We start from the raw sequence: 22,797 nt of genomic DNA, 5'->3' as shown, positions 1-22,797 counted from the left end.
GAGCCCTCGCCATGCCCCAGACCGTCATCCCGCAACTGCGCATGCGCCATGCCGATACCACCCTGCCGTTCTACGTGCAGGGGCTGGGTTTCGTGGTCGACTGGGAACACCGCTTCGAAGCCGGTTTGCCGTTGTTCGCCCAGCTCACCCGCGATGGCCAGACGATCTTCCTCACCGAGCACAGCGGTGACTGCGAGGTCGGCGGCGCGGTGTACTTCATCGTCGACGACGTCGACAGCCTGTACCGCGCCTTCAGCGCCGCCAACGTGCCGATCGAGCAGCCACCGCATGACACCGACTGGGGCAGCCGCGAGATGCTGCTGCGCGACCCCGACGGCAACCGCCTGCGTTTTGCCACCCACCTGGACTGAACAATGCGGACTTGAGGCATATATACGAAACATATATGCTTCGTATATCAACTCCGCCAGGACCGCCCATGGGCATCGTCAACATCGATGACACCCTGCACGACCAGCTGCGCCGTGCCTGCACTGTCTCCAGCCGTTCGATCAACGCCCAGGCCAACTTCTGGATCCGGGTCGGCATGCTGTGCGAAATGAATCCCACGCTGAGCTTCCAGGACATCGTCGCCAGCGAACTGCGGGCTGCCGGCGTGCAGCCGCCGCTGCTGGCACCGGGACAGGTCTGAGCAGATGGCGATCATCAAGCGCCCCGACGAGATCGCGCTGATGGCCGAATCCGGGCGCCTGCTTGCGCAGGTGTTCGCCGCGCTCGACCGGCTGCCACTGCAGGGCCGCAGCACGATGGAGATCAACGATTTCGTCGAACGTATGATCGTTGACGAGCTGCAGGCGCGGCCGGCCAGCAAGGGCCAGTACGGCTTCCCGTACGTGCTCAACGCCTCGATCGACAACGTGATCTGCCACGGCGTACCCAGCACCACCGACGTGCTGCGTAACGGCCAGATCGTCAACCTCGACATCACCCTGGAGAAGAACGGCTACATCGCCGACTCCAGCACCACCTACCTGGTGGGCGAGGTCGACTACGCCGCGCGCAGGCTGGTGCGGACCGCCTATCAGGCGATGTGGAAAGGCATCGCTGCGGTGCGCCCCGGTGCACGCCTGGGCGACATCGGCCACGCCATCGCCCGCCACGCGCGCAGCCACGGCTACAGCGTGGTGAAGGAATACTGCGGCCATGGCATCGGCCAGGAAATGCACGAGGAACCGCAGATCCTGCACTACGGCCATCCCAACACCGGCAGGGTGCTGGAGGAGGGCATGGTGTTCACCATCGAGCCGATGCTCAACCAGGGCAAGCCGGCCATCCGCCAGCAGCCGGACCAATGGCCGGTCTACACCCGCGACGGCAAGCTGTCGGCGCAGTTCGAGCACACGGTGGCGGTCACCCGCAACGGTGTGCGCGTACTGACCCTGCGCCCCGGCGAAGCGCCATTGTGCGCGGTGGATGCGGCCTAGAGCGGACGCAACAGAAGCACCGTTGCCAGGCAGAACATGAAGATCGCGACGCCCCCATCCAGCACCCGCCAGGCGTCCGGCCTGCGGAACACCGGCTGCAACAGGCGCGCGCCATAGCCCAGCGTGCAGAACCAGGCCACGCTGGCGGCGCACGCACCGGCGGCGAACGCCCAGCGCAGGTCACCCGGGTAACGCGTGGACAGGCTGCCCAGCAGCACCACCGTATCCAGATAGACATGCGGGTTGAGCAGGGTGAACGCCAGGCAGGTCAGCAGCACCTGCCGTCCGCTGCCGCCCTGCGCCTCGGTGGCGGCCAGTACGCCACCACCGCGCCACGCACGCAGTCCCGCCTGCACGCCATACCAGAGCAGGAACGCCGCACCACCGAAGCGCAGCACCTGCAGCAGCAACGGCCACTGCAGCACCAGCGCGCCCATGCCACCGACGCCGGCCAGGATCAACGCGATGTCCGCGCCGGCGCAGGCCAGCACCACCCTGCCCACATGCCGCTGCTGCAGGCCCTGGCGCAGCACGAAGGCATTCTGTGCGCCGATGGCGATGATCAGGCCGGCACCTGCGAACAGGCCGGCGGCGGTAGCGGCGATCCACATCAGGACAGGCCAGGCAGCGAGGGGACACGCAGGGTGAGGCCAATGGCGATGTTTAGACAATCTGATTTTTCTTTATCCTGTGCAGGAAAACTGAAGGGGCACCGGCATGGATCTGGTACATCCACAATTGGCCGCATTCGCTGCGGTGCTGGAAGAAGGCAGCTTCGAGGCTGCGGCACGCCGCCTGTCGATCAGCCCATCAGCACTGTCGCAACGGATCAAGGCGCTGGAAGACAGGCTCGGGCAGGTCCTGGTGGTGCGCCAGGCACCCTGCCGACCGACTGCTGCGGGGGAAGCGCTGCTGCGCCGGGTACGCCCGATGCAGGCACTGGAAGCCGAGGCGCTGGCCGAGCTGCTACCCGAGCGTGGCAACGACGCTACGCGTACGCCCATCCCCCTGGCGGTCAACGACGACTCGCTTGATACCTGGTTCGTGCCCGCCATCGCTGACCTGCACCAGCGCCATGGCTACCTGTTCGACCTGCGCATGGACGACCAGGACCACACCCTGCAGTTGCTGCGCGATGGCAGCGTGCTCGGCGCAGTGACCGCCGAAAGCCAGCCGGTGAAGGGCTGCAACGTGCACCCGCTCGGCGCCATGCGTTACCACGCGATCGCTTCGCCCGGCTTCGCCCGCCAATACTTCAACGATGGCATGCAGGCCGCGGCCCTGGCGCGCGCACCGATGCTGGTGTTCAACCGCAAGGATGAACTGCAATGGCGCTTCGTGCGGCGCCTGACCCGCGCGCGACTGCAGCCGCCGCTACACTACCTGCCCTCTTCCACCGGTTTCGTCGAAGCCGCCGCGTGCGGACTCGGTTGGGGCATGGCCCCGGAAACCCTGGTCGCGCCCGCCGTGCGCGCCGGCCGCGTGGTGGTACTGGAACCCCGCCGCTGGCTGGATGTGCCGCTGTACTGGCAACATGCCGCCGTGCGCTCAAGCACGCTGCAGCACATCACCCAGGCGCTGCGCACTGCAGCCAGCGGCACCCTTCGTTGAGGACAATCCGATGACCGCAGACTCGGGCTTCACGCCGCGCGCACTACCGTTTGCGCACTTCTTTACCACTGGGACGGCATGGGCGTGATCGGCCGACGTACAAGGATGCACCGCGCGAAGGCCGCGCTGGCGCTGGTGCTGGCGACCTGCCTGCCAACCGCTGCGTCCGCGCAGAACAGCAACGACACCCCCGCATTGGACTGGGAACAGGCACGCCAACGCCTGGAGCAGGTCTCCGATGCGCTGGCGGCGGCTGATGCAGCGGTACGCAACAAGCAGGACCTGCAGGACGCCACGCGCCTGCTGCGCCTGCCGGAGATCACCGGCGAAGTACGCCGCCTGCAGTTCCAGAAGACCCTGACCCTGCCACTGGGTTCGCTGGCGCCCGTGGCTGAAGCCTTCGGTATCGATTCGCCGCTGTCGTTCACCGAGCGCGACTGGCGTACACGCCCGGTAGTGACCGCGGTGCTGCCGCTGTACACCGGCGGCGTGATCCCGGCCGCGCAACGTGCGGCCAGCGCCGCCCATGAGCAGGCCAACGCCGAGCGCGAGGCACAGCGCCAATCATTGACCGTGCAGCTGGCCCAGGCCTACTTCGGCCAGCGCCTGGCCGAGCAGGCGGTGGACGTGCGCCGCGACGTACGCGACGGCCTCAACCGCCACCTGTCCGATGCAGAAAAGCTGGAGCGCGAGGGCTTCGCCACCCGCGCCCAGCGCCTGCAGGCCACCGTGGCCCGCGACAAGGCCGAGCGCGAATACCAGAAGACGGTGAACGATCTGGCTACGCTGAAGGCCGCGCTGGCCACGCTGCTGCGCAGTGGTGGCGAGGTGCAGCCGGTGTCGCCGCTGTTCGTGCAGCGCGTGCCGATGGAACCGGTGGCCAGCTTCGAGCGCACGGCGCAGGCGCGCCAGCCGCAGATCGCGCGCTTGCGCGCGATGGTGGCGCAGGCCGAACAGGGCGTGCGCGTGCAGCAGGCCAAGCTGAAGCCGCAGATTTTCGCCTTCGGCCAGTACGACTTCCGCCGCCGCGACGAGATGCTGACCGATCCGGACTGGGCGTTCGGCATCGGCCTGAAGTACACCTTCCTGTCGCCGAACTCGCGGCCGGCGCAGATCAGCGCCGCGCGTGCGCAGCAGGACCAGGCCGAAGCGGGCCTGCGCGAGGCCGAGAACCAGGTCGCACTGGGCGTGCGCAAGGCCTGGAACGAACTTGAGACCGCGCGCCAGCAGTTCGTGCTGCTCGACAGCAGCATCACCCAGGCACAGGAAAACCTGCGCCTGCAGGAGCTGGCATTCCGCGAAGGCCAGGCCACCTCGCTGGATGTGATCGATGCGCGGCTCGGCCTGGGCGGCGCCCGTGTCGAGCGCGCACAGGCCGCCTACCAATACGACATTGCGCTGGCACAGTTGCTGGAGATCAGTGGACAGATGGACCGTTTCGAAGAATTCCGGCGGCGTGCGGACGAGGTGATCGACCATGAGTGATGTGCTGCACGACGATGCGACGACGCCCCCCGGCAAGCGACGGCTGGGACCGATCCTGCTGGTGGTCCTGCTGGTCGCGGTGGTGCTCGGCCTGTGGCTGGCCTGGCGCAGCCCGGCCGACCAGATCCAGGGCATGGCCGATGCGGACACGATCAACGTGGCCGCCAAGATCACCGCGCGCGTGGCCGAGCTGAAGGTGCGCGAGGGCGATCGCGTGCAGCCCGGGCAGGTGCTGTTCCTGCTCGACAGTCCCGAAGTGGCCGCCAAGGAACAGCAGGCGCACGGCGCATTGGCCGCTGCGCAGGCGGTGGCCGACAAGGCCGACGAAGGCGCGCGCAGCGAAGACATCCGCGCCGCCGAAGCGAACTGGAAGCGGGCCGAAGCCGGCGCGACGCTGGCCGAAGCGACCTACCAGCGCGTGCAGAACCTGTTCAACGAAGGGGTGATGACCCGGCAGAAGCGCGATGAAGCGCATGCCCAGGCCACCAGTTCGCGCGAACTGGCCCGCGCCGCCCGCGCGCAGTACGACATGGCATTGGCCGGCGCCCGCGAGCAGGACAAGCGCGCCGCGCAGGGCCAGGTACAGCAGGCGCAGGGCGCGGTGGCCGAGGTCAACGCCGCGCGAGCAGAAGTGGAAGGACGCGCGCCGGTGGCGGGCGAGATCAACAAGCGCATGGCCGATCCGGGCGAGCTGGTGCCGGCCGGCTATCCGGTGTTCACCCTGGTCGACATCGACCGCATGTGGGTGGCGATGAACCTGCGCGAATCGCAGATGCAGGGCCTGAAGGTCGGCAGCAAACTGCAGGGAAGCGTGCCGGCGCTGGGCCTGGATGGCGAGTTCGAGGTCTACTTCATCAATCCGGCCGGCGACTACGCAACCTGGCGTACCACCCGCCAGTCGTCCGGCTATGACGTCCGCAGCTTCGAGGTGCGGGTGCGCCCGGTACGCCGCATCGAGGGCTTCCGCCCCGGCATGAGCGTGCTGTTCGCATGGCCCCAGCACTGAGCCCGGACCGCAACGGCTTCGCCGCTTCGTGGCGGCGCGAGCTGCAGTCGCTGCGCGGCAACCGTGCCGACCTGCTGCTGGTCACCTTGCTGCCACTACTGATGCTGGTAGTGATGGCATGGATGTTCACGCCGTCGGTGATGCGCGATATCCCGATTGCTGTGGTCGACCTTGACCACAGCAGTGACAGCCGCCTGCTGCTGCGCATGCTCGACGCCAGTCCCGGCGTACGCGTCGCCAGCCAGCCAGCGGACCTGGAGGAGGCACGTTCGCAGCTGCGCAGCCTGGACGTGTTCGCCATCGTGCTGGTGCCGCGCGATGTCACCCGGCAGGCGCTGCGTGGGCGCCAGGGCACGGTGTTCGCCTATTACAACGCCACCTACATGACCACCGGCCAGTCGGCGTCGCGCGACATCGGCGACGCGGTTTCCGCATGGAACGCACGCCTGCTGCGCGAGCGCATCGGCCTGCAGGTCGGCCCGGGCAAGCTGCGCGCGGCGCCGATCGCGGTGCAGTCTGACATCCTCTACAACCCGGCTCGCAGCTACGAACTGTTCCTGCTGCCACTGATCTTCCCGGCGGTGCTGTCACTGGTACTGGCACTTGCGGTGGCCGGCAGCCTCGGCCGCGAGATCCGCGATGGCACCCTGCCCGCCTGGCTGGCTCGCACGCCGTGGTCGGCGATTGCCGGCAAGGTCGCGCCGTACCTCCTGCTGTTCTCGCTGTATGGCGCGCTCGGCATCGGCTACCTGGCCTGGCTGCGCGGCGATGGTGTGGCCGGCAGCGTGCTCCTGCTGCTGCTCGCACAGCCCCTGTTCTACCTGGCCACGGCCACCTACGCGTTGTTTTTCGTCGGCGTCACCCGCGACATGGGTACCGCACTGTCCGCGGTGGGTCTGAGCATCGGCACCGCACTGGCGTTTTCCAGTGCCACCTTCCCGGTGCTGGACGGGCCGTTGTTTACCCGCGTCTGGCACCAGCTGCTGCCATTGAGCGCCTACATCAAGCTGCAGACCCAGCAGCAGTTCATCGGCTCGCCGCTGCAGGTTTCGGCATGGCCGCTGGCTACGCTGCTGTTGATGACGGTGGTGGCCGGTGGCATCGGCGGCCTGCGCCTGATCGCCTTTGCACGCACGCCTGCCGCCGCACAATCCGCAGGGGCTGACGCATGAGCATGCTCTGGCGCAGCCTGCAGCAGACCCTGATGGCGGTGCTGTGCGACCGCTACGCGATCGTGGTGATGGTCGGTGCGGTGATCCTGTATTCGTTCTTCTATCCAGCCGCCTACCGGCACCAGGTGGCCGGCAACCTGCCGGTGCTGGTGGTGGACGAAGACCATAGCGCGACCAGCCGCGAGCTGCTGCGCAAGCTCGACGCACTGCGCGTTGCGCGCGTGGTCGGGCAACCGGCGGACGTCGACAGCGCACGCCAGCAGCTCGAAGCCGGCCACGCCGAAGGCATCGTCGTGATCCCGGCCAACCTGGAGCGCGACATCCTGCGCGGCCATCCGGCCAAGCTGGTATTGCTTGGCAACGGCGCCTACCTGGGCCGTGCCAGCTGGGTGCTGGGCAGCGTGGCCGATGCACTGGGCGCATTCGGGCGCGACGCCGTGGTCGGCCAGGCCGCCTTCATGGGCGCGCCACAGGCACCGCCGGTCACCCTGGTACAGCGCCCGCTGTACAACACCCAGGAAGGCTATGGCAGCGCCATCGTGCCCGGCGTGGCCGAGCTGATCGTGCACCAGACGCTGTTGATGGGCATCGGCGTTCTCCTCGGCGGCCGCCGCCGCGCGCTCGGCCGGCGCCTGCGCTTCGACCTCCCGACCCTGGCCGGCATGGCGATGGGCTTCGGCCTGATCGGCCTGTTCGGTTTGTTCTGGTATGCCGGGTTCACCGCCTGGGTGCAGGACTATCCACGAGGAGGCAACCCGCTGGGCCAGCTGCTGGGCGGCACCTTGTTCATCGCCGCGACGGTGGCGTTCGGCCTGTTCATCGGCAGCTTCTTCCGTACCCGCGAACGCGCCTTCCAGTACATCATCGCCACCTCGATCCCGCTGTTTTTCCTCGCCAACCTGTCGTGGCCGGCGGTGATGACGCCGCAACCGCTGGTCTGGCTGGCACAGCTGCTGCCGACCACCTCGGGCATCAACCTGATGGTGCGCCTGAACCAGATGGACGCCCGCCTGGCCGACATCAGCCACGAACTGATCACCCTCACCGTCCTGCTGCTGCTCTATGGCAGCCTCGCCACCTGGCGCCTCCTCGCCAAAAAGGGGACGGAGGGAATTAAGTCGTAAGCGGCTGGTTTGGGAGATTGCGACTTAATTCCCTCCGTCCCCTTTTCCTGCAACGAAGAACGCCGGCGCGGGGCCGGCGTTCGAGTACTGCGATGTGCAAGGGGGGAACGGGCGCTGTCGGCAACCGATCAACGATAGACGCGCTCGCAACGGCGCTCGACCACGCGGTCGCCGTTCTTCTGCTGGCTGTTGCCCTGGATCTGGCGACCGGCCGCACCACCGGCCACAGCACCGGCCACGGTAGCGAGCTTCTTGCCATTGCCGCCGCCCACCTGGTTGCCCAGCAGGCCGCCGATCACTGCACCCGTGGCCGTACCCGCAATGCGGTTCGGATCGCGCGAGTTGCGCTGCACTTCCACGTTCTTGCAGACCACGCGGCTGCCGTCGTTGAACTTGCGTCCCTCATCGCGCGGGCCATACGTCTGCGCGCCGGCCACCGACGAAGCCGCCAGCAGGGTGCCCAGCACAAGCAATCGGGTCGAGGTCTTCATGGCCATCTCCTGAGTTCCGGTATGACGCAAGTCTCCTCCTGCGGTTGGCAACCGGAAGTGAAATGCGCGTGTCCGCCACCTCATCGGCCATCGCGCGTTCAGGAAGAAAGTTGCGCCCATCGCGATCAGCCGTCGTGATGGGCGCCGTCTCCCTACCGGCATGCCACGTTCTAGAACTCTTCCCAGCCACCGGCGTTGGCCGCCAGCGTCGGCTCGATGCGCGGCGACAGTGCCGCCGGCCTGCGCACCGGAGTGACCGTTGCGGCCACCGCAGCCAGGACCGGACGCACGGCTGCAGCCGCGGTTACCGCACCGGTGCGGAACACCGAAACCGCCTCGGCCAACAGGTTGGCCTGCTCCGCCATGGAGCGTGCCGCCGCGCTGGCTTCTTCCACCAGCGCCGCATTCTGCTGCGTGGTTTCGTCCATCTGCACCACCGCCTGGTTGACCTGTTCGATGCCCGAGCTCTGCTCCTGCGACGCGGCAGAGATCTCGGCCATGATGTCGGTCACGCGCTGCACCGACGCCACGATCTCACCCATCGTAGTGCCTGCCTGGCGGACCAGCGCCGATCCATCGGCGACCTTACCGACCGAATCCTCGATCAGGCCCTTGATCTCCTTGGCCGCTCCGGCCGAGCGTTGTGCCAACGTGCGCACCTCACTGGCCACCACCGCAAAGCCCCTGCCCTGCTCGCCGGCACGCGCGGCTTCCACCGCCGCGTTCAAGGCCAGGATGTTGGTCTGGAAGGCGATGCCGTCGATGACACTGATGATCTCGGCGATCTTCTTCGACGAGGCTTCGATGGCCGACATCGTGGTGACCACCTGGCCGACCACCTCGCCGCCCTGCGACGCGACACCGTGCGCGCCAATCGCGAGCTGATTGGCCTGGCGTGCATGCTCGGCGTTCTGCTTCACGGTGGAGGTCAGTTCCTCCATCGATGCTGCGGTCTCTTCCAGGTTTGCCGCCTGCTGTTCGGTACGCCGCGACAGATCGGTGTTGCCCGAGGCAATCTCGCCCGCTGCCAGGTTGATGCTGGACGCACTGGACTGGATGCGGCCGACAATCTGCTTGAGCTGATCGACGGTGGCATTGCAGTCATCGCGCATGCGGGCGAACACGCCGTGGAAGTCACCCTGCATGCGCACGGTGAGGTCACCGCGCGAAATCGCCTGCAGCAGCGTCGACACCTGTACCAGGTTCTGGTCGGTGGTCTGCATCAGGCGATTGAGCCCGGCCACCATGTCGCGGAAATCGTAGGCGAAGCGATCTTCATCGCCGCGCAGGCTGAAGTCGCCCGCCGCCGCGGCCGTCGCCAGCCGGCGGATCTCGCCGTTGATCGCCGACAGGCTGGTCTTGGTCTCGTCCATTGCCTGAGTGATCGCCGCCTTCTCGCCCGGCAGCGGATCCATGTCCACCGACAGGTCGCCACGGGCGTAATGCTTCATCACTTCGATCAGCCGGTTCTGCACTTGCACGTGCGAGCCGACCAGCGCATTCGTCTCGTGCACCATGCGCCCGTAGTCGCCGGGGAAGGCAGCCTCGTCCATGCGATAGCTGAGGCTGCCGGCATCGTGCTGGCGGGCCAGCTCGCCCTGCGCCGCCATCACCGACTGCAACTGCGCCTGCATGCGCTGCATCGACCTGAGCAGCTGCGTCACCTCATCGTTGCCGGACGCGTCGATGCTGTTGTCCAGCCGCCCGTTGGCGATGCCGTCGGCCAGCTTCACCGCACCTTCCAGCGGGCGGGTCAGGCTGCGGGTGATGGCCCACGCGGCCAGCGAGCCCAGTATCAGGCTCAGCACGCCGAACACGATCGACAGCGTGCCTGTCCAGGATTCGGTTGAACGGTATTCCTCGCGGCTGCGCGCGGTCAGTGTCTCCTGATGCCGCAGCAGGGTCGAGATCGTCTCGTTCCATGCGGTAGCCAGTCCGTGCTCGGCGAGCAGTTCCTTGGCCGCACCGTCGAAATCACCGGCCTTCATGCGCTCGTGCAGATGCTGGGTGGAGGCGTCGGTGGCCTTGCGTGCCGCGTCGATCTTCGCCACCAGGGCATCACCGGTGGCATCGCGTGGAATCTTGATGTACTTGGCCCAGATGCCGTCGTAGGTCTGCGACAGCTCCTGCGCCTTCTGATAATCCTTGTCGAAATCCTCACCGCGCTTGATCACCATCAGCCGGCGATGCATCAGCACCGCGTTGTTGGTATCCAGCATCTCGTTCAACAGCCGCATCTTCACCATGTTGACGTCCACCACTTTCGAGAACTGGGCAGACTTCAGATGGTTTCCGTACAGCGCCAGGCCGACGATGGCCACGATGAACAGCAGCAGCAAACCGAACCCGGCCCCCAGCCGGGATCCCACACGGAGGTTGCGTAAGGCGAGCATCTCAATTCCCTTGATCATGGCCGTACGATCGATGGCGGCGCAGGCAGGGGAAACTTTATGGGTCGATATTATTATATCGATCTAAAACTCTGGAACTGTGCAGACAGGTGTGAAATAGGACGACTCACGAGGGCTTTCTATCCATAAGGTATATCGCCACGGGTAGCGAGATGGGATCAGACAGGGACCTGCCAGCCCGTTGCGCGGCATTACGGGGTAGCTGGCCCCGGGAAGACCAGATCCTTCCCGAGCCTTGCCGCATAGACGCTCTCGAACTGGAAGGAGAGTACAAACCGGAACCCGCACGCCGCAGCGTAACGCTTGATGAAGTGGCATATTTCCTCCCAGGCGCTTTCAAACCCGCACGCGCGGAAATGGAACGAACCCAGCAGGCCCACCTGCCACGAGGCCTCAATCCCTTCCGCTACGACAGCTTCCGGCGGGTCGACGATGCCGAACCCGAAGCCGGTGTTGGATGCTGGAAGATATCCACGCAGACCGTCAGTACCGTCGGAGTACTCGGCCTGGATCGAATCCAGAGCGTGCAGCACGACACCCAGATCTGCACCGGCTTCGACTTCCAGAAACAGCGAAATGCTCATTATCGAACCATCAATCTGAAGCCAACAGCTTCATGACTCGGCATGGCCGCTTTCGTCTTCGGCTTCATTTCTGTCCTGAAGAATTCCTGATTCATACGGACTACCCCTGCCCACCTCACCCATGGGAGCTCGCAACAATCCGGCTACCGCTTCAGATCAGTGTAGGTAGCACTCATATCCTTTATTCCCTCCTCGCTGTTCCCCATGGACGCTCTCACCGCGTCCAACCAGTCCTCCCACGCACCTGGATCCGTGGGGCTTCGATCCTCCTTAAGACTCCAGCCAAGTGAACCCAGCAGCCCCCGATCTCATCGCTGGGGCCGCGGGAATAGTCGATCTGGAGGAAGTAGAACATCGCCATGTGAGCTTCCTCGATCGTCAAGAGCTGTTCTTTCACCAATAATCTCCCTGCATGCCCCATTTCCAGAGCGACTCTCGCCGGATGTCAGCGATCACAATCCAATGAGGGTATGCCGGTTGAAGAACCGCATCTTCCCCTCGATCGTGAAGTCCGTGCGCCTGATCTCGCCCAGCATCATCTCGCGCTGCTCCTCGCTCAACGTGCACGGCTCCAAAACATTGGCCTCCAGCACTCGCCCCGGGGGCGCCAGTCGCAGCTCGACAACGCAGGCATTGCCCTCGATGGGAACACCTGCTGGCCACGCCGTCATTGCGATCGCACGCATTTGCTCCTGATACGCGACACGCTCCGCTTCCTCTATCTGCGGGTCCGGCAGATCCGGCGGGCTCGCCGCCACGTGCAGAGCAGACTGCGTGGGCGTTGGCTCTGATATCGAACCAACGATCAGTTTGATCAGGGTGTTCTGTGAGGCCGTTACCGCCAAGGCGATCACCAGAGCGGTGTAGCTGACACCACCAGCCTTCTGCAGCTCAAGGTGCCGCCGATGTGCCCCGCGATGCTCAGCATCAACCTTGCGGACAATCCTTCGGCAATGCGCTAGGTACAGCGGATTCGCCAGGATTCCTGCGAGTACGCGAAACACCACGAAGGAGAGCAAGGACAACCATGGCAGCCCCAGCAGCACGAAGGTGGTCATCAGCAACGGCGAAAGGATGAACCAGATCGCGCCCCACGCATGCATGCGCCGGAAGAAGAGCCAGAGTGACGAGAACAGGAATGCCGGCCAGTTCCAGCGCCTTGGCGCCCCGCCGCTTGCGTCGTACAGCCTCCAGTAGTGGAGGTAGGTGGAGAACCGGTCTCCTACCACGATCGCCAGTGCGTCCTTCTCGCTCGGCCCATCAGAGGTTGCATCTGTGCTCTGCACCGCTTCACCGACGGCGCTGCCGAAGGTGGGTTCAATCCTTACTTTCATTATCTTTTATCCAAACTCGCCACGGATTAATTCAAGACCGCTTACGCAGATTGCAGTCACGACCTGCTCCGGCTCATCCTCGAGCGGCAGGAACTGTCACTGTAGCCCCGGAAGGTCTAGCGGACCGTTTTGCAGTTCGTAACGATTGATATAAAACGCATTTCTCCAGCCACTCGTACTGCAGTAAATCCACCAGCATATGCAGCAGTCGCGATGTTGACGACGGTTATAAATCGAGCATCAAATGCACCGAAACCGACTGCAAGCACCCCATCCACTCCGACATCACCGCGCGCATCATCAAAGCTCAAATAGCCTCCAATCAAAAACCGGAAGGAATTCGCTCACCATCTCCGACAAATCCCCATACCCCCCAATGCGGCGGCCACCCTCTCGACATCACCATTAAAATGATCCCGATCATCACCCTGCAGCAACGCAGCGCCCGCCCTAACCCCACCCCCCGCATAGCAATCCATAAATCCAACTACGAACTCATCCGCATCTTTATATTTTGACAGAACCCCCCGCTCCATAATGACCGCAAGAACGGCAGTCACCGCAAACACAACCTCATCGGGATCATGTTGAAGCTTAAGCTCGAGAGAGCTATACGCAAAATACAATGACTGAAACACATCATACTCAAGCACCTCCAAGCCCTCAGCAACATCGGCCTTTATGGAATTCAAATAATCCAGGTAACCCCACCTTCTCACACTCATTTCCCAGTAGATATATTCAACTGAATTTCCGGATACCGCTCACCAAACCGCATTATCACACCTGAGCAGCTTGCGCACGCCTTTAACTCCGAAAACAAGTCAATTCGCTCTGTTGCCGCTCTTTTCTCACCCAAAGTCCGGGCAACGTCATCAAGGACCTTGAACTCACCATCGACGTCTCTCCGGACTTGCCACCTCACGCAGCCCGCTCGGACTCCATGAGTGCGATTTCCGGCCTGCCAAGCCAGTTGCTCTCAACCGAATTCTTTGCAATCCCCACATTCAACGCGACCCCAGCCAGACCCAGCCCTGAAGCACCCGATAATATTCTGGCGATGACACAGGCACAGCGAGCTCGCCAGCAATGCGTAAGCAGACGGCTCACCAGCGATGGCAACAGCGCCAGCCACGGCTCCCGCATTAACGATGCTGCCATCATCAGCAGGGCCGCAGTCTGGATTAGCCATTTCCCGGCTCATTCCGGCACAGCATTGAGCGAACGTACTCAGCCGATCCCGGAGTTCTTTCTATATACTTGAGACATGCCATACCCAGGTATCTATTAAACTCTTCATCACTAACAATTACAACGTCCGGGTCGTACTTGAGCCCATATGAAAATTCCACCCCAGAAAAATGATCATCCACGTCGAAGCTATTGTTATCCGGAAATCTACAATCAACATCATCGGTACCAAAACCCCACCCCCTTGATAGACACTCGAGCATCTGAATAAACATTCCCGACGAATAAATCCAATCAAAGTAGGCAAAAACCACCCAATCAGAATCTCTCTTATCCATCCAAGATCCAAACAACTGATCACTCATAACAGCCTCACTTAGGGTGGAAATTTTTAACTACACCAGCATCATCGATGTACACAACGAAAGAGACGCCTCCCGCATTGGACTCATATATCCTCTTCCCCGCAGCAACAGCGTCCTTGTAACCCTTCGCAGCAGCCCCCTGGCCGAGCGCCAAAACCTTCCTATCTGACATTATAGCCGGATCATAAACCGTCTTCGTCTGGACTTTATTTTTATAGCCCACAATTACTTTCCCAGTAGGATCCAATGCCGGCACCTGATAAGAAATAACGGAAACACCCGGAACATCCGTGGAAACCTCGCTTACGATTTTCACGCCACGAGCCGCAGCCTCCGACCTGAATTCCACTGAATTGTGCGCCCCAGAAATTCCGTTCTTCTGAGAATAACCATCTGGACGAGAAATATGCGCATCAATATCGACCTTGAATGATATGCCGTCCGGATAATTAACACCCCCCCCCCAAGTGAGCAATACTTCCATCCCCAACAATGTTATCTGGCAGCAAATGCGGCGGCAACGAGCCATCCGGCTCCAATTTTACCGAGCGCGCCACTCGAGCTCGTTCGAGCGCCTCCGAGGCAGCGGCCTCCAATGCGGTGGTCTTAGCCCCCTTTGCAAGGAACGCCTCAGGCCCTAACAAAGAGGTTCCGATATCAACAGTGAGCTTTCCGCCAACGTTCGCTGCTTGGTCGACATCCTCAAAGTTCCACGAGTTTCGTCCACCAGCTAAGTAGTAGGCCAACCCCGCAGTCTTCTCCATGTACTCATTGATGGCCTGGCTTATCGCGTTGTTGCGTTTTTGGGAGAAGGCCTGCAAGCCAAGCTTGTCCATCTCCTTGTAATCCGAGACCAAACCCAGCAGAACACCGATCTGGTTCATGCTTGCAGCACCCGCTACCAGGTCTCTTCCCCCAGTCCAGAGCCCATTTACAAAGGCAGCACCAGCGACTGCTCGATTCGTCGACGACAGCCAGTCAGCTTCCGCACCGTAGCCTGCACCACGCAATAGATCGACAGTGTTCGAACCACACTCACCAACGAGCGAACAGTACACCTTCCTTTGCAGATCTTCGGTAGAAGAGTGAATGGCAATTTTTTCAAGGCTTACCCCAGAACCGGCATTCTTGCTTGCAGCGATGAGCTTATCGGCGTTTTCCGCCATCCATGCGTCATACTCTCCCTTATATATAGGTGAGTTATGCGATTCCAATGCAATTTTCGCAAGTGAGCGCTGTTCAGCACATGCGGCAGATCCTGGCACTTGGCACGCCATCAACAGCTTGTAATCGCGCTCAGCGGAGAGCCGCTCGAAGTTTTCCTTGATATCGCAGTCTTTACCTGCATCAGAGCAGATAACGGTCGCCTGAAGGTACTCCATCCGCTCGTCGTGATTCAGGTAGTTATTCTCAACGGAATTTTTTGCAATACCCATGCCCAATGTCGCGCCAGAAATTCCTGCAGCGGAAAGTCCTCCCGCCATTGCGCCGACTGCCTGCCCGAGCACCCTTACTTGCTCCGCCTGCTCGGGCGACAACTGCCCCTTATTCTGTTTGGCGTAGTAGTCACCCAGGAATTTCGCCGCCAACTCACCACCACCGGCAGCCAACGCCCCACTCCCCGCCTTGCCACCATTGGCCTCTGCCAACAGCGCGCCCAGCAGCGCGTGCGACAGCATCTGCATGGCCTCGCTAGGCACAGCACTCTGCTTGTTCGGGTCAAAGGTCTTGCCGATCAGTTCAGCCGCATACGGTGCCAGCGCGTTGGAACCCAGCTGACCCAGCCCCTGCCCTTCAACACCACCGACCAGCGCGCTGATCACTGCGCCGAGCGCGCGGCCATAGACACCATCAGGCGCCCACTTCTGCTGGGTCATCAGCGCATCGGGGTAGGATGCATCGAACGCGACCAGGCGCTTGAACTGCTCATCGGGAAGAAGCGCGTCGAATGCCCGTTTCTCTTCGGGACTCATCGGCTCCCGATACTTGTCCGTGATCTTCTTCGCATCCGCACTGCCAATATCCCAGGCAATCTGCTGGCTGGTGGCCATCACCGTCCCAGCGGCAGCCGCCATCGCCTGCTGGTCTGCCAGCAGCTTGCTCGCATCCGGCAATGCGTCCAGCACGCGATGCGCTCCACTGGCGTCGGTGTTGATGCCCAGCTCGGCCGCCGACGTCTGCTTGCCACCGATGGTGATGTTGCCCTCGGTCAAGGTGGCAAGGGTGGAGCTGCTGTCGCTGCCCTTTTCCATCATCGGCAGGCCCGGACCACCTCGCGGTGCGGCCGTTCCCGGCTTGGGCGCCCAGCCATCCATCTTCCCGCCCGCACCACCACTGATGCTGCCGGAGCTGGCTGCGTAGTCCATGTGGTTCTGCAGGTCGGTGAACGTCAGCGAGTCCGCAGTCAGTTCACTGTTGCCTGCATTAGTGCTGGCAATCGCCCCGCCCACCAGGTTCACGTGGCCGGCATCGACGTGGTACCCGCCATTGCCGGCAAACAGGCCGCTCTGCTGGCCAACACCCTGATAACTGCCGCTGGCCTTGCCTGCACTGGCGTAACCGTCTGCATTCCACGCGGTGCCGAACGACACCTGTACGCGGCCACCCACCTGGCTGTTCCTGGACATGCTCTCGGCGATGTCCTGCAACGACTCGATCGTCAGCGCGCCGCCGGTCTTGACGTCAATACGGTCGGCGGTCGCGGTCGCACCACAGCGTGGTATCGCTCGCGGCCTTCATCGAGATGTTCTTGCGCCGCCATGCCTCGCATGTTCGGCAGGCGATCATTGGAATTTCGCATCGCGACGACGTTGTTGATCGGATCGATCAACGGCGAATTAACCCGCGCAAAGGCACCGAAGATAACGCGACCATCAACCATTAAAATTCAATCATCATAGGCTGCCAAGAAAGCTCTTGCGGCCTTCTCAAGATCGCCCCCATCCACGGCCCACGCCTGCAAATCACGAACCGAAATCAATCCCTCACCAAGATTCGAAATGAACTCATGTGTCTGGATCGAATCTCTAACTGCAAGGACACCCAACTCCTCGTAAACACTTTCAAAGCCGATCCAACGCCCCTCCAGATCCCCAAAGATAACTGGATATCCTAGGTCCATCAAATTATTTTCATAAGCATCAGCGACCGAATCACATGCCCGCTCGACGCAAGAACTATCAATCACCAAAAATGAATTCAAATCAGACGATCGAGAGAATTTTACAAAAATACCTGGACCAAAAGTTCTTGATGAACTTTCAATCAAATTTGACATAACTTCATCATTCAACAGAGCTGGCCTCTCAAAGAAACTGAAGCGCCAGCCAGACCTCCTAAAAACCATTTGAGGAAGATCCATTTCAAGATCGACTAGGCGAGAAACGAATCCCGCCACCTTTTCTTTTATTTCAAATAGATAATCATTTTCCATTTTCATTCCCGATGACACAAATCTTCAGAACAGGCTTTTTCTGGCCAGAAATGGTAAGCGATGCAGATGGAACACCATCCGAAGAAGACTTCGGATAGAACCTGTAGATATTATCCCCTTTCTGTAAAACGGTCACGGCCCCATCCTTGGAAACAGTCCTGGAATATCCATTACCCTAAAGAGTTCGGATCGCATCACCAACGGAAACGTTTGTTTGCGTCTGATCCGCACTATACCTGGTCTGACCCTTTGAGAATTTGACATCGGTCAGAAGTGGATTTTCCCAAAATGCCATAACCTTGGGCTGAGGAACGCCTCCCCCACTGCTGCCGGGTCCTTTGTCGCCCCACTCCGAGAGCTTGTTGATTTCGGGCCGAAGGCGACCGCAGCTCCAGCCACATCCCATGCAATGGATCCAATTTGATTGGTTAGGGAAATTGTCTCCGGACTTGCCCCCCCCGTGCGAAGAAAGCACGCTGGGCATTGCAAAGACAGGACCCAACACCGCCATTTCCAGACGATTCCTGTCTGCAAGGCGCATGCCCGCTGGAATTCCGCCAACCAAGGCACCAACCCAATCGTTCTCTCTCAGAAGCGATACGTCCCGAGCGAAAATCGAACCATAGTCTGGCGATTTTCCACTCTCACGAATAACTGCTAGAGCAATGATCTCATCATACGCGACGGTTCCGGGCTTCAGATTAAACAGCACAGATCTCTCGTCTTCAGACAGATACGAGAGATAGCGATCTTTCATTTCCCGACTTTGACCTTGACTGACATCTACCCAACGATCCTCAACCTCACGGCGGCAGACATCATCCTTGCCGCACTTCGCCCTTTCAGTATCTTTGGCAGTTCGTTGCTCAAATGAAAGGTAGTTATTCTCAACCGAGTTCTTGGCAATCCCCGCATTCAACGCGATCCCGGCCAGATCCTGCCCTGACAACCCACTCGCCAGTGCACCAACCGCCTGCGACAACGCCAGCACCATCTCCTTCTGCTCCGGGCTCAGCCTGGAAGGATCTCCCCCGGTCAACGTACTGGTCAGTACACTCGCGGCCAACTCGCCGCCAGCCGCGGAGACCGCTCCGGTTCCCGCGCTGCCACCATTGGCTTCCGCCAACAGCGCACCCGACACCGCATGCGACAGCAATTGCAGAGTCGCATTGGGATAGCTGCCGTGGTTCGGGTCCAGCTTGCTGCCAATGAAGTAAGCGGCATTTGGCGCCAGCGCACCAACTATTCCTGCGCGCCCCAAATTGGACCCAACAAAGAGACGACATGGCCCTAGCTACTAACTCCCCAGCCGTCACCCTCATAAGATAGTGGCGGGGCGTACTCCCCATCCCGAATCACCGGACACCACCCCATGCTGGCATAGAAGAACTGCAGATCAATAACATCATAGAGACCCAAACTCACCGGCCGAATCGTGATAAGCCCTCTCGCATAATGAGAGTACTTCCCGCCGGCGCCCGCAACCGCCCGCAGCGCCAGCTCCCGACGATCCCACTCCTCCATAACACCTGTGACTTCAGGGCTGCTGTCGAAAATGACCACCTCAAAGCAATCAGCCACTTTACACAAGCACGGAATTCGCTCCTGATTTATCAGACCCTCAGAAGCAAGATTATCTGGAAAGCTAACCCTCAATTTCATTTTTGCACTCCCCTCGGAACTACAACATCACCTGAGAAATTTCTCTCGAACGTGGACAATGCACTGAAGTACTGAACACCATGAGGATCTCGAATAGCTACAACCTTGACACCGGCGCGCTCTGTCACACCATCGACCACGACAAAATGGGAGAACGTGGAACCTCCACTTGGCAGGATCGCAAGATAAGCAGCCATCTCTTCGGTCTTCGTCATGACCGACGATTGATCGATAGCACCCTGCATGTAGATGTCAGGGTGAAGAGATGATACATAGCCCCGCATCAAGCTCAACGTCGAAGATAGACCCTCCAAAGTTGCCTCGAGGTTTCGCCGACTCTCGTCCATGAACCATCGATCGAGACCCTTGTCCATCACCTCTCCGACGGCTGTCATACCCGAAGCGAGGGCGACATTTTGAAGCTGACGATAAGCAAATTCTGCGTCCGCTCCCGGCGTGGGTCCAGCGACCCTATCCTCAACCGCAACACCGTACTGTTCCCAGTATTGATCGACACGAGTCGCCCACTCGTGCTTCCAGTCGTCCTCTGAAGTAGCTGGAGAGGAGCGCATGCTCAGCTCAACAGCAGCACCGTACGCAAGCAGCTCACGGTCGCGTTATACGTTCAACTCGTCATACGCACGTGTCACAGAGTCCTTGCAGGCTCGGACATCGCCCCCTTCTCCATCACACGCGGCCCGCTCGGACTCCATGAGTTCGATTTCCTGCCTGCCCAGCCAGTTGCCCGCATGGGTGCTGGCAATCACCCCGCCCACCAGGGTTCACGTGGCCGGCATCGACATGGTAGCCGCCATTGCCGGCAAACAGGCCGCTCTGCTGGCCAACACCCTGATAGCTGCCGCTGGCCTTGCCTGCGCTGGCATACCCGTCGGCATTCCACGCGGTACCGAACGACACCTGCGCATACGGATTGCCCCCTTCCCCACATCCTCACCAGCCGGTCTCACCGGCAGCCATCGCCACAGCTATCAGCGCGAAGCGCCCGGCTGTGATGGTGAGGCGTAGCAATCATCATGACTCAACCTTAGCCCAGCGTTCGATGACTTCGTTCAAGGGCCTGATTGGCGTACGACCTCCCCAAAGACGCCTTGGCGTGCTTCGCCAGCTTGCTGTCGAACATCCCTCCTAACAAGCGTAGACCAGGAGAGATGTATCGTTGGTTCAAGCACCAACTCAGCCCTGGATAGGCCCAACCCAGGAATAAATTCAATACGCAAACCGGACCTTCCATTATTTTCAAATATCGAAATAGAATTCACACCCTCCGATGAGATAACAGAAACACCCCCCCCCCCATCAATAGAGATCAAAGCCTGAAAAGACCGCATTACCAAGCTAAAGGAGAACTCAACCTCAACCCGCCCCTCCGAGCCTGCCCTGTAAACAAACAGGCCAATCTCCGGATCCACTTTAAAAGGCTCAAGCCCAAACCTATCAAGAAACTCCTCCCGCGCAGGATACTTCATAGACCACCTTATTTATCTAGATCGCATGCAATCCACAGCCAAGAAATCTCGAAAGACTCAAGCTCCTTCAATGTAATGAATCGAAGCCTTTCACCCCTCAAAGCCGAACCATTCAAGAATTCGCCATAGCCGCATACATCACACTGAAATGCGGGCGTAAAACTGATCAACCCCATATATGCCCGCATATACGCCTCCCCGCAGCGGAAACACACCCTGTCAATCTCGACGGCGACCAACTCCTCCATCAGATCTCTGACAAACTGCGCGACACCGTCATCACTTGCGTTTCTCAACTGGGTCGCACGCAAATACACGCGCCCAACATCCGCTTCCCCGATCTCTGCGAATGGATATTCATCCAATCGACCGTCCATGTTCACCATCAAGTCAAAGCCATAGCTTAGGAAGGGTTCTCTGCGAACCTCGCCTTCGCATTCCATAACCCATTTGATCAGTGCCTCAAGAACACCCCTCGCACCCGAATTATTATTTACACCCGAAAGACCTGAAATCAGCCCATCCCTCAAAATTTCCGACAAGCGAGCCATCACTCTCCGCCCTTTGCTAGAAACGTTGCACTCAAGCCCCGCCGCCTTATCTCTAAATAATTTAATGAATAAGTTTCCCCACCCATCAGTGAAAATATCCCAATCACTCTTCCAATATTACCCCCTTCAACTCCTATCGCCATCAGAGAAGCAACCACCCAAAACCCTATACCCCAACCTTTCGAACCGAATCCGTCCACTCAACCCATACAGAGGAATCACTCAGACAACCGGAATCACTTAGAGGTGACATTAGACGCCCAATAACTTCGAGCAACGGAAGATCCTCACCAGATCGATCAAAAATACCCTCAAGGAATACCAGCATCACTGAGAATGCATCGAGCAACGTTAAACGCCCGCCTGACGAATTCATTTGCGCGCTACAGAATTCAGAACTAAGCGCATTTCCAGCGACGGCAACCTCTGCAAATGCGTCGCGCCAGTCATCCCACATTGCCGGATCGTTAGGCAAGCCATTCGCCCACAAAAATGAGCTCGCGGAAGATAATAGATCAACGAGAGTGTCCTGCCCACCCCCTCTCTCCATATACTTTCGCAAGAAAACGCACATCAGCACATATGCAGCCTGAGTAGAAATTTCACCTGAATCTTTCGCATCAGTAACATTCATTTCGTAACCTTTTTTGAACCGGCTTTACCGGCGACGCAAATCCATAATCCTGATGATAAGGCAGCGGATTTTTATTTACCCCACCATTAACCACCACCCCCTTACTAACCCGAACCCATACCTGGGTTCCCTCTGACTGAGTTGAAGAAGACCACCTCACACCGAACTTGTCCACCCCATTGATTGCCGCCGGATCATTGGCAACACGGAGGAGAAGCTCTCTGTTTGCAGGAGTATCGGGCAGGTGACCTCTATCATCTCTAAACATGTGGTCAATTCGCCCCTCATCGATAACCACTCTATCTGCGGTAGCAACCCCCTTTACTCGCAGAACATTAGAGAATTTATTTCCAGATCTTGCGATCAATGCCAGATATGCCTGCGCCTTCTCGACCTCGGTAAGAACAGCCCCTTGGTCCACCATCGCCTGAATGTCGATCGATGGGTACTTAGACGTAACCAAACCACTAATCAGATCAAACTGTGCAGCGACCCCATCACGCATCTTTGCCGCGTCTGCTGCCACCATATCCATGTACCACGAACTAATCCCCTTCTCGGCAATAGAGGAGATGGCGGTCAAGCTGCTCGCAAGTGCCTGACCACGCAACTCACGGAACGCATAGGAAGCGTCGGCACCTGGAGTTGGTCCCGCTATGCGGTCTTCTACGGAAACACCTGGATAGCGCAGCTGCCAGTAGGCGTCGATCCGCGCTGCAAACTCGCGCTTCCAGTCGTCTTCTGAAGTTGCTGGATAGGACCGCATACTCAGCTCAACAGCAGCACCATGCGCAAGCAATACGCGATCGCG

At 60.3% G+C, this 22,797-nt stretch carries 28 protein-coding genes; 10 read left to right on the top strand and 18 right to left on the bottom strand.

From position 1 onward, the window contains the following. Positions 1-11 precede the first annotated feature (11 nt). The 3 genes from ACS0OT_RS05840 (at position 12) to map (ending at position 1,445) form a co-directional block, all read left to right on the top strand. Positions 12-371, top strand: coding sequence for a bleomycin resistance protein (locus tag ACS0OT_RS05840; protein ID WP_053498166.1), 360 nt, complete (start codon positions 12-14; stop codon positions 369-371). A 68-nt stretch (positions 372-439) separates the two neighbouring features. Beyond that, entirely contained in the window at positions 440-652 is a 213-nt protein-coding gene (locus ACS0OT_RS05835) for a ParD-like family protein (protein WP_005415768.1), read from the top strand. A gap of 10 nt (positions 653-662) precedes the next feature. Then, a complete protein-coding gene (gene map / locus ACS0OT_RS05830) occupies positions 663-1,445 on the top strand; it encodes a type I methionyl aminopeptidase (RefSeq protein ID WP_170944914.1) in 783 nt (260 codons plus the stop codon). Here map and ACS0OT_RS05825 read toward each other — a convergent pair. Beyond that, positions 1,442-2,056 (bottom strand): LysE/ArgO family amino acid transporter, encoded by a 615-nt coding sequence (locus ACS0OT_RS05825; RefSeq protein WP_065186715.1) that lies wholly within the window; start codon positions 2,054-2,056, stop codon positions 1,442-1,444. The genes map and ACS0OT_RS05825 overlap by 4 nt on opposite strands. Before the next feature lie 106 nt (positions 2,057-2,162). Between ACS0OT_RS05825 and ACS0OT_RS05820 the strand changes: the two genes are divergently transcribed. The 5 genes from ACS0OT_RS05820 to ACS0OT_RS05800 all read left to right on the top strand — a co-directional run bounded on the left by ACS0OT_RS05820 (position 2,163) and on the right by ACS0OT_RS05800 (position 7,843). After that, positions 2,163-3,056 carry a LysR family transcriptional regulator ArgP gene (locus tag ACS0OT_RS05820; protein WP_065196521.1) on the top strand — a complete coding sequence of 298 codons (894 nt, stop codon included), beginning with the start codon at positions 2,163-2,165 and terminating at the stop codon, positions 3,054-3,056. Between the two features lie 78 nt (positions 3,057-3,134). After that, the gene (locus tag ACS0OT_RS05815) at positions 3,135-4,541 is read left to right on the top strand and encodes a TolC family protein (RefSeq protein WP_065186717.1); all 1,407 of its coding nucleotides are present in this window, start codon (positions 3,135-3,137) and stop codon (positions 4,539-4,541) included. Then, positions 4,534-5,547, top strand: a complete 1,014-nt coding sequence (locus tag ACS0OT_RS05810) for an HlyD family secretion protein (protein ID WP_005415763.1) — start codon at positions 4,534-4,536, stop codon at positions 5,545-5,547. The genes ACS0OT_RS05815 and ACS0OT_RS05810 overlap by 8 nt, the downstream gene beginning before the upstream one ends. After that, positions 5,532-6,719, top strand: a complete 1,188-nt coding sequence (locus ACS0OT_RS05805) for an ABC transporter permease (RefSeq protein ID WP_139726906.1) — start codon at positions 5,532-5,534, stop codon at positions 6,717-6,719. The genes ACS0OT_RS05810 and ACS0OT_RS05805 overlap by 16 nt, the downstream gene beginning before the upstream one ends. Further along, complete coding sequence (locus ACS0OT_RS05800) at positions 6,716-7,843, top strand: ABC transporter permease (RefSeq protein ID WP_139726905.1); 1,128 nt, start codon at positions 6,716-6,718, stop codon at positions 7,841-7,843. Before ACS0OT_RS05805 ends, ACS0OT_RS05800 begins: the two co-directional genes overlap by 4 nt. Positions 7,844-7,971: 128 nt before the next feature. Here the strand turns inward: ACS0OT_RS05800 and ACS0OT_RS05795 are convergent, their stop codons facing one another. The 6 genes from ACS0OT_RS05795 to ACS0OT_RS05770 form a co-directional block, all read right to left on the bottom strand. Next, positions 7,972-8,340 (bottom strand): glycine zipper 2TM domain-containing protein, encoded by a 369-nt coding sequence (locus ACS0OT_RS05795; RefSeq protein ID WP_005415760.1) that lies wholly within the window; start codon positions 8,338-8,340, stop codon positions 7,972-7,974. Positions 8,341-8,504: 164 nt separating this feature from the next. After that, positions 8,505-10,727, bottom strand: a complete 2,223-nt coding sequence (locus ACS0OT_RS05790) for a methyl-accepting chemotaxis protein (protein ID WP_139726904.1) — start codon at positions 10,725-10,727, stop codon at positions 8,505-8,507. Positions 10,728-10,936: 209 nt separating this feature from the next. Next, on the bottom strand, positions 10,937-11,329 hold the full coding sequence (locus ACS0OT_RS05785) for a hypothetical protein (RefSeq protein WP_171955912.1): 393 nt from the start codon (positions 11,327-11,329) through the stop codon (positions 10,937-10,939). A gap of 452 nt (positions 11,330-11,781) precedes the next feature. Then, on the bottom strand, positions 11,782-12,663 hold the full coding sequence (locus ACS0OT_RS05780) for a DUF2628 domain-containing protein (protein ID WP_139726903.1): 882 nt from the start codon (positions 12,661-12,663) through the stop codon (positions 11,782-11,784). A gap of 344 nt (positions 12,664-13,007) precedes the next feature. Beyond that, on the bottom strand, positions 13,008-13,355 hold the full coding sequence (locus ACS0OT_RS05775) for a hypothetical protein (protein ID WP_235645976.1): 348 nt from the start codon (positions 13,353-13,355) through the stop codon (positions 13,008-13,010). A gap of 29 nt (positions 13,356-13,384) precedes the next feature. Then, positions 13,385-13,588: a deaminase domain-containing protein gene (locus tag ACS0OT_RS05770; RefSeq protein WP_199161080.1), complete on the bottom strand. Its 204-nt coding sequence runs from the start codon at positions 13,586-13,588 to the stop codon at positions 13,385-13,387. 18 nt (positions 13,589-13,606) lie between these two features. Here ACS0OT_RS05770 and ACS0OT_RS05765 point away from each other — a divergent pair, with 18 nt between their 5' ends. Next, entirely contained in the window at positions 13,607-13,927 is a 321-nt protein-coding gene (locus ACS0OT_RS05765) for a hypothetical protein (protein WP_442256467.1), read from the top strand. On the opposite strand, the gene cdiI is transcribed toward ACS0OT_RS05765, so the two are convergent. The 8 genes from cdiI to ACS0OT_RS05725 form a co-directional block, all read right to left on the bottom strand. Next, positions 13,848-14,192, bottom strand: a complete 345-nt coding sequence (cdiI, locus tag ACS0OT_RS05760) for a ribonuclease toxin immunity protein CdiI (protein ID WP_353089338.1) — start codon at positions 14,190-14,192, stop codon at positions 13,848-13,850. The two genes, ACS0OT_RS05765 and cdiI, sit on opposite strands and share 80 nt — an antisense overlap. A gap of 34 nt (positions 14,193-14,226) precedes the next feature. Continuing rightward, positions 14,227-14,703: a CdiA family toxin C-terminal domain-containing protein gene (locus ACS0OT_RS05755; RefSeq protein ID WP_442256081.1), complete on the bottom strand. Its 477-nt coding sequence runs from the start codon at positions 14,701-14,703 to the stop codon at positions 14,227-14,229. Then, positions 14,669-16,867 carry a VENN motif pre-toxin domain-containing protein gene (locus tag ACS0OT_RS05750; RefSeq protein ID WP_442256080.1) on the bottom strand — a complete coding sequence of 733 codons (2,199 nt, stop codon included), beginning with the start codon at positions 16,865-16,867 and terminating at the stop codon, positions 14,669-14,671. The genes ACS0OT_RS05755 and ACS0OT_RS05750 overlap by 35 nt, the downstream gene beginning before the upstream one ends. Before the next feature lie 11 nt (positions 16,868-16,878). Then, positions 16,879-17,100 carry a hypothetical protein gene (locus tag ACS0OT_RS05745; protein ID WP_231109072.1) on the bottom strand — a complete coding sequence of 74 codons (222 nt, stop codon included), beginning with the start codon at positions 17,098-17,100 and terminating at the stop codon, positions 16,879-16,881. Positions 17,101-17,106: 6 nt separating this feature from the next. Further along, a complete protein-coding gene (locus ACS0OT_RS05740) occupies positions 17,107-17,652 on the bottom strand; it encodes a hypothetical protein (protein ID WP_442256079.1) in 546 nt (181 codons plus the stop codon). 175 nt (positions 17,653-17,827) lie between these two features. Then, positions 17,828-18,913 carry a VENN motif pre-toxin domain-containing protein gene (locus tag ACS0OT_RS05735; RefSeq protein WP_329844216.1) on the bottom strand — a complete coding sequence of 362 codons (1,086 nt, stop codon included), beginning with the start codon at positions 18,911-18,913 and terminating at the stop codon, positions 17,828-17,830. Between the two features lie 29 nt (positions 18,914-18,942). Next, complete coding sequence (locus ACS0OT_RS05730; RefSeq protein ID WP_050562685.1) at positions 18,943-19,314, bottom strand: hypothetical protein; 372 nt, start codon at positions 19,312-19,314, stop codon at positions 18,943-18,945. Continuing rightward, positions 19,311-19,886, bottom strand: coding sequence for a hypothetical protein (locus ACS0OT_RS05725; RefSeq protein ID WP_139726896.1), 576 nt, complete (start codon positions 19,884-19,886; stop codon positions 19,311-19,313). Before ACS0OT_RS05725 ends, ACS0OT_RS05730 begins: the two co-directional genes overlap by 4 nt. Positions 19,887-20,025: 139 nt before the next feature. Here ACS0OT_RS05725 and ACS0OT_RS05720 point away from each other — a divergent pair, with 139 nt between their 5' ends. Further along, the gene (locus ACS0OT_RS05720) at positions 20,026-20,340 is read left to right on the top strand and encodes a hypothetical protein (protein WP_139726895.1); all 315 of its coding nucleotides are present in this window, start codon (positions 20,026-20,028) and stop codon (positions 20,338-20,340) included. Between the two features lie 469 nt (positions 20,341-20,809). Here the strand turns inward: ACS0OT_RS05720 and ACS0OT_RS05715 are convergent, their stop codons facing one another. From ACS0OT_RS05715 to ACS0OT_RS05705, 3 genes are all read right to left on the bottom strand, one after another. Continuing rightward, a complete protein-coding gene (locus tag ACS0OT_RS05715; RefSeq protein WP_155761151.1) occupies positions 20,810-21,352 on the bottom strand; it encodes a hypothetical protein in 543 nt (180 codons plus the stop codon). 166 nt (positions 21,353-21,518) lie between these two features. Continuing rightward, the gene (locus ACS0OT_RS05710) at positions 21,519-21,986 is read right to left on the bottom strand and encodes a hypothetical protein (protein ID WP_155761185.1); all 468 of its coding nucleotides are present in this window, start codon (positions 21,984-21,986) and stop codon (positions 21,519-21,521) included. Then, positions 21,973-22,785: a hypothetical protein gene (locus ACS0OT_RS05705; protein ID WP_442256078.1), complete on the bottom strand. Its 813-nt coding sequence runs from the start codon at positions 22,783-22,785 to the stop codon at positions 21,973-21,975. The genes ACS0OT_RS05710 and ACS0OT_RS05705 overlap by 14 nt, the downstream gene beginning before the upstream one ends. Between the last annotated feature and the right edge of the window lie 12 nt (positions 22,786-22,797).

The sequence above is a fragment of the Stenotrophomonas maltophilia group sp. RY12688 genome (assembly GCF_052149045.1).
Classification (GTDB): Bacteria; Pseudomonadota; Gammaproteobacteria; order Xanthomonadales; family Xanthomonadaceae; genus Stenotrophomonas; species Stenotrophomonas sepilia.
The sequence above is the reverse complement of the archived record's forward strand: the minus strand, read 5'-3'. Positions and strand labels throughout refer to the sequence as shown.